At 61.3% G+C, this 5,263-nt stretch carries 5 protein-coding genes and 1 pseudogene; 3 read left to right on the top strand and 3 right to left on the bottom strand.

The features are described from left to right. Both OXF11_08130 and OXF11_08125 read right to left on the bottom strand, forming a co-directional pair. Window positions 1-364, bottom strand: a 364-nt coding sequence (locus tag OXF11_08130) for a hypothetical protein (GenBank protein ID MCY4487070.1), incomplete at its 3' end; no start/stop codon positions are given. Next, a complete protein-coding gene (locus tag OXF11_08125) occupies window positions 339-1,166 on the bottom strand; it encodes a transposase (protein ID MCY4487069.1) in 828 nt (275 codons plus the stop codon). The genes OXF11_08130 and OXF11_08125, both read right to left, overlap by 26 nt. 705 nt (window positions 1,167-1,871) lie before the next feature. On the opposite strand from OXF11_08125, the gene OXF11_08120 reads away from it, so the two are divergent. Further along, complete coding sequence (locus OXF11_08120; GenBank protein ID MCY4487068.1) at window positions 1,872-3,089, top strand: hypothetical protein; 1,218 nt, start codon at window positions 1,872-1,874, stop codon at window positions 3,087-3,089. 406 nt (window positions 3,090-3,495) lie between these two features. On the opposite strand, the pseudogene OXF11_08115 reads toward OXF11_08120, so the two are convergent. After that, window positions 3,496-3,714 (bottom strand): annotated as a pseudogene (locus tag OXF11_08115) (transposase domain-containing protein). 321 nt (window positions 3,715-4,035) lie between these two features. Here OXF11_08115 and OXF11_08110 point away from each other — a divergent pair. Both OXF11_08110 and istA read left to right on the top strand, forming a co-directional pair. Continuing rightward, a complete protein-coding gene (locus OXF11_08110) occupies window positions 4,036-4,392 on the top strand; it encodes a hypothetical protein (protein MCY4487067.1) in 357 nt (118 codons plus the stop codon). 140 nt (window positions 4,393-4,532) lie between these two features. After that, on the top strand, window positions 4,533-5,219 hold the full coding sequence (istA, locus tag OXF11_08105; protein ID MCY4487066.1) for an IS21 family transposase: 687 nt from the start codon (window positions 4,533-4,535) through the stop codon (window positions 5,217-5,219). Window positions 5,220-5,263 lie beyond the last annotated feature (44 nt).

The raw sequence follows: 5,263 nt of genomic DNA, 5'->3' as shown, positions 1-5,263 counted from the left end.
GGCGGGAACCTTGGGTTACTTTGACCTGTGCCTGAACTGGTCCGACCTCGCGGAATGGTGCACTTGGGATAGTCATGCCACTCAGGTGTTCAAACGCGCTGATTGTGTCTACGGAAGCTGAGTTTGAAGACGACAAATGTACTTTTCGTCTGAAATTGGAGTTGGAGGGTTCAAGAGGGCAGAACAGCCTGATCGCCTCTCGTGGAACGATGTCCGCGTCCGCGCCGAGTAGTGGGCTGACGCGACCTACGAGAAGGGTGAGATGCAGAGTTTTTGCGATATTCGCTTCGACGTGTTTGGATCGCGGGGCCATGATCCTGAACCAGGGAGCACTTTCATCAAGAGGAATGCTGATGACGTTCATCACAGAAAAGTCGCCGCCGAAAGGTAGGGCAGGGAAATGTGAAGGAGAGCTCGAACAGCATCAGGCGGGCCATGTGCCGGCAGCGCGTCAGGTCGCGCGTGGTGAAGCCGCCCCAGCTCCACTGGTTCTTCAACTCGTCGAAGCCGTTCTCCGCGGCGGCCCGGTCGCGGTAGAGCTGGGCCACCGAGCGCACCTCCAGATCGACCGAGGTCGCGAGCACCGCGAACTCCCATACCCCCGAGCCGGGCCCCGGCTCGGCCCAGAATAGGTCGCCCTGGCCGTCATCGTGGCGCGTCAGCGCCAGCGTGCCGCGAAGCCGCCGGCGCAGCACCACGACCCGGCGCGACCGGCTCCAGCCGTGCAGGCGGAGCTCGGCCCCGATCCCCTGCCAGCCCTGGCCCGCGTCCTCCCATTCGTCCCGCGCCATCTGCCGCTCGGCAGGCCGCCGCGCGCCCCTGGTCAGGCGCAGCTTGAACAGATAGGCGAGACCCGCCGCCTCGCACGACGCCATGTTGCCCTCGCTGCCCCAGTCCTTGTCGCCCCGCACCAGACGCGGCCAGCGATCCCGGCCGAGACGCTCCAGCAAGGCCCACAGGGAGGGCGCCGCACGGTTCGAGCGGTGACGGTTGCCCGGCGCAACCTCGACATCCAGAACCAGCCGCGTGCCCGCCATCAGGAACGCATGCCAAGCATGCGAGGGACGGCCCGGCTTCTTCGGGTTGTAGCTCACCACCGCCCCCTCCTGGTGGCCGTAGCGCGGCTTGATCGTGGTGTCGCAGTCGAGAACCCACGGTTCGCTCAGAAGGGGACGGACCGTGTCGTCGAGATGGCCCTGAAGGAAGCGACGGGTTCACCCCGTCGCCGCGCAACGCCGTAATGTGCGCATAGCGCGACTGGCCCGCCAGTACCGACAGCAGGACCGTGCCCAGAACGTCCCGCTTCGACGGCGCGTTCGGGCTCGTGTAGACCAGCGGGCAGTCCGCCACCAGCGCGTCGAAGCGGCCGCTCACCTTCGGGTACTCCGCGAAAGAGCCAGATGGCCGAGCGGCGTCACCGCCGCATCCGGGTCCCATTCGACATGAACCGTGCCGCCGAAGGTGTCCACCTTCACGGTCTCGCAGGCGCGTCCCGCGCAGCGCAAGGACCCTCACCCGCAGGGTGACCCTCTCGGGCCTCTGCAAATCCGCTCATCCCCCCACTCTACAAGGGCTTCGGCGAATCCAGACCCCCATCAACTGCCGGATTCAGGCTGAATTTCAACCGCCTCGCTACACTCCCGTTCGCCGAGCCAAAGTCGTGAGGTCAAGAAGTCTGAGGCTACCGCTGCTCTCGTCCCTGCCTCGCATCGCCCCAGCCCCGACACCCATCGCTCGCAACGCAGCGAATCACGTCATGCGCAACCGCGCCAAGAGTTTTTCAGCAGCCTGCTACAGCATGATTGACAATACAAAATTTCTGTATATGCTAAGCTGAAATTGTTGACACTCAACATATCGGGAGAAGAGGAATGTGCATTATTGTGAAAGCTGTAGGCACTCTGTTGGTTCGGCTCATTGTATTGAGTTTGGTTTTTCTGCTCGCAATAGCTGGGCAGGTCTCTGCATCTTGTGCAATCGCTGATTCAGACATAGAGCAGCTTACTAACAATACTTCTCTGCCCATTATACTTAATATCCCCATGTTCAAGGACCTATACGACAAAATTCATAGTGCGCCTGTGGAAAAATACTACAATGTGTCTGGGCATCATCGGCCCGCGACCGACATTGTTAGCGGAAAACAGGTCGCGTTTACTTCGGGAAGTACTCTTGAATGGACTAATCTTTCAGCTAACTATTTTGCAATCGCTGCCGAAGAGATCATGTTCGAAGGGCATGATATCTATATAACGCGGGCACGTGAGAATTATAGAGATTTACCATATGCACCCTTGAGACGGCAGGTTATGAAAAACCTAACTCCTCCCCGTGTCCAAGATGGAGCGCCAGGTTCCCAAGGAGATGACGCAAGTCAAAGCAGATCTCATAAGCCGACACGAGGCGCCAACGGAACGGATGGGAAGCCCGGACAGAATGGTTGGTCGCGATCTACACCTTGTCTAATCATTATCGCCAAATCTTTTGAATTTCGTAGCAATCTTGGCTCCGTTGTTTCCGACTCTCGGGAAGCGAAAAGGAAGGAGACGGTCAAATTTAACATAGATCTGCCGGGCCTCAGGGGCGTCGCCGGCGGAAACGGTGGAAAAGGTGGAAACGGCGGAAAAGGCCAGCCCGGCGCCCACGCCAGTGAGAGGTGGTTCAAATGCAAGCGTGGTGCGAGCAAAGGTGGACCTGGAGGTAACGGAGGGAATGGAGGTAACGGTGGAGTGGCCGCTCCCGGCAGCTCAGGCACGGATATAATCATCGTTGGTCCAGAATCTGTCGCAAAGGCAATCAATTCCCTCACTATTCGCAATGATGGCGGTGTTCACGGCAAACCGGGACAAGGAGGTGCTGCCGGAGCTGGGGGCGAAGCTGGGGATAGTGGACATACAATACTACCGCAATGTCCTGAGCCCCCTGGCAAAGGCGCCAAGGGCAACAACGGGAAGCGTGGTGTTGACGGCCACGTCGCACCCTTCCCAGGGCACCATCATGAGCCCTCTGTGTCATCCGGGTCAAAAGGAAGAATTCTGAGTGTGCCTATCGACGATGTTTCGTGGTTTTTCAAGGCGACCCCCAAGTGAGGGGTGCGAACGAGACACCCGGCATTCAGCTTGACGAGCGGGCGAAGTTCCATGTATGGACACTCCGCGGTTTGCAAGGGGTTTCGTGATCGTCGAGGCGGCTGGTCGGGAGCAGTCATGTATTCGGCCCTGTGATGCGGCATTTCGATCACCGCTGGCCCTGATGAAGTCCGCAGACCGATTCCCAATCAAGGCGCCGCGCTTTATCGCGCTTGGAACTTCCCGGGTCTGATCGGTCTCCGGCTCGAGCGGTTTGCCATCAGTTCACGATCACCCTCGCAAAGTATGCGTCCGCCGAAGACCGCGGGGGTAGGTAGGCCGTCTTTGTACGGCGGTGCGTGCGGAGCGGAGTGGTTTTGAGCAGGAGCCGGTTTATATGGCTTGATTGCGGCCTCTGCTCCGGAACCCAGTTCCAGGGAAGGAGTTCGTCGAGCCGGTTCTGCGGGTGTCCCGCGATCCGGCGGAGAACGTCGGCGAGCCAAGCCTGCGGATTGACGTCATTGAGCTTGGCAGTGCCGATCAGCGTGTACATGGCCGCGGCGCGCCTGCCGCCGCGGTCGGAGCCGGCGAAGAGCCAGGATTCGCGGCCGAGGGCAATCCCTCTGAGCGCCCTTTCAGCGGCGTTTCCTCTACGGCACGATGAGCACTCGCTTGTTGGAGGATACGAGGCAAGCCGTTCCGATTCATTCTGGTTCTGCCCTCATTCGAGCGTTGCCGTGCCCGAATCGAGGATCGTCATGTGTCCGCCGCAGCCAAAGCGAGCGCCCGTCGTTTCCATGATTCCGGGCGTATCTCAAGCTCATCGGTGCATCGGACGAAATTTTTTCGGCGACTTGCGGCGCCTGTCGTACTCTCACGGTGCCAGGACTGGGAAGCGCCGGAATTCCTATACCGAAACCGGCTTGCGGGGCCTTCCGCCGCCCCTATCTTTTCTTGGATGGGCGTCATGGAAACAGTCCCGACCGGCAGCCTGAAGACCCGGTTCCTGCAGGCGATCGAGGTCTGGTGCGCGCGGAGCGGCACGAGCGCCGGGGCCCTGGGCGTCGCCGCGCTACGCGACCGGGACTTCGTCGCCTCGCTCCGCCGCGGCCGCAATCCCCGTCTCGGGACGGTGGACAGCGTGGCCCCCTCGGAATGCTTCGCCGTCAATCGGGGGCGGCGTCACAAACAGCTCACGGACTGGGCGCGACAGGGCATGCTTCAGATCCTTCGCTGGCTCCCGCAGCGCGCGATCGTCTTCGTCGGCGACAGCAGTTTCGGAACCCACGAGCTTGCCTGGCGCATCGGCCGTCGTGCAATGTAGCGGACAACTGTAAATGTCCCATTTGTGTCAATCGAAAATGTCCCACATTGAAGATTGCGAGGACGTGTGCGTCGGGCCAGTCTGTTGGCAAAAACCAACAGGAATGGAGCGGCGTACCGATGCACGGATGGGAGACAAGGATGCTGTTAAGGCACTATCTGGAACGAGGCGTGACCAGGGCGGAGCTGTCGCGACGGTTTGGAGTGGATCGACGGACGATCCATCGATGGGTGTCGGGAGGCCAGTTGGAGCGAGACGCTGGAGGGGGGACGCGGTACACGGCGCGGCCAGGGGTCGAGCACAAGCTGGATCCGTACAAGGGGATCATCGAGACGCGGCTGGAGGAGTATCCGCGGTTGTCGGCCAGGCGCCTTTTCGACGAGGTACGAGCGGCGGGGTACACGGGGGGATATGGCCGGGTGAGGGACTACGTTCGGTCGGTACGGCCGCGGGAGGCGGAGGAGGAGGTGGTTCGGTTCGAGACGCCGGCTGGGCGGCAGGGACAGGTGGACTTTGCGACGTTCACGCTTCCGTGGGGGCGGCGCCATGCGCTGGTGACGGTGCTGGGATACTCACGGCTTTTGTGGCTGCGGTTCTACCGCCGGCAGACGATGGCGGTGCTGACGGAAGGGCTGGAGAGCGCCTTCGGGTGGTTCGGGGGCGTGCCGCGGGAGCTGTTGTTCGACCAGATGCGTTCGGTGGTGGTGTCGGACGGGCGCGCGGACGGGGGCGAACTGGTGCTGAACGCGGAGTTCTTGCGGTTCGCATCCCACTGGGGGTTCCAGCCGCGGTCGTGCCGGCCGTACCGAGCCCGGACCAAGGGCTAGGCTTCATATTGCACCTCATCTGGACGTTGCGTCACAAGCTCGCG

It is taken from the genome of Deltaproteobacteria bacterium (genome assembly GCA_026712905.1).
Taxonomy (GTDB): domain Bacteria; phylum Desulfobacterota; class Binatia; order UBA9968; family JAJDTQ01; genus JAJDTQ01.
Note: the sequence above shows the minus strand (reverse complement) of the source record. Positions and strands in the feature narration are given on the sequence as shown.